The sequence below is a fragment of the Ruegeria sp. CK2 genome (genome assembly GCF_056536585.1).
Map to the genome: position 1 here is coordinate 1 of NZ_JBQFPW010000072.1, position 712 is coordinate 712.

General features: G+C 48.3%; 1 protein-coding gene. It reads left to right on the top strand.

The features are described 5' to 3' along the window. Positions 1–77: 77 nt before the first annotated feature. On the top strand, positions 78–712 hold a 635-nt coding region (locus ACR0BU_RS24745; protein ID WP_480755793.1), incomplete at its 3' end, for a LysR family transcriptional regulator.

The following is a 712-nucleotide window of genomic DNA, read 5'->3' on the forward strand; positions in this document are numbered from 1 at the left end:
CGATAACTATTGTTAATGTGACCATCTTTTGTGCGATCTTTTCAGTGGCTATGCCAAAGAGAGGGCGCACAGAATTCATGGAAATGAATCAAATTCGATATTTCTTGGCAGTTGTTAAATATCGAAACTTCACTCATGCAGCGCATGCTTTAAATGTTTCTCAACCTTCGCTCACGACATCCATCAGGAAGCTGGAGGATAGGTTGGGTGGTAGACTGTTTCTGCGCGATCGTGCCGGAAGTAGTTTGACGCCGCTAGGCGCAGTCATTCTCCCGTACTTAAAGGAGGTGTTGCAGCAAACTCAAAAAGCGATGGTAGATGCCAAACGTTACGTTCATCACGAAGGCATTCCCATCAATGTTGGAGTTAGTGAAGGAATCGGGCTATTCAGGATATCGGACGCGGTAACGCGGCATCAGGCGCGTACACCGGAAATTGATTTCGATATCATTGTCGACAAACAAAATGCGCTTCTAGACGGCCTTCGGGAAGGCCGTTTTGATATAGCTATAACAAGTGCCGACGCTGCATCTGAGCTTTACCGGGCGGAGCCACTATACAGTGAGACCTACCGAGTTGTTGTTTCCGCCACACACCCGCTGAGTCAAAGGGAAAGCGTGAACTTGGATGTGTTGGTGGGCAACGAGGCGCTGGCCAGAGTTGAGAGTGATTTGCGTGAAGCCTTGTTTAGTTTTTGCGCCGATCGTGGAAA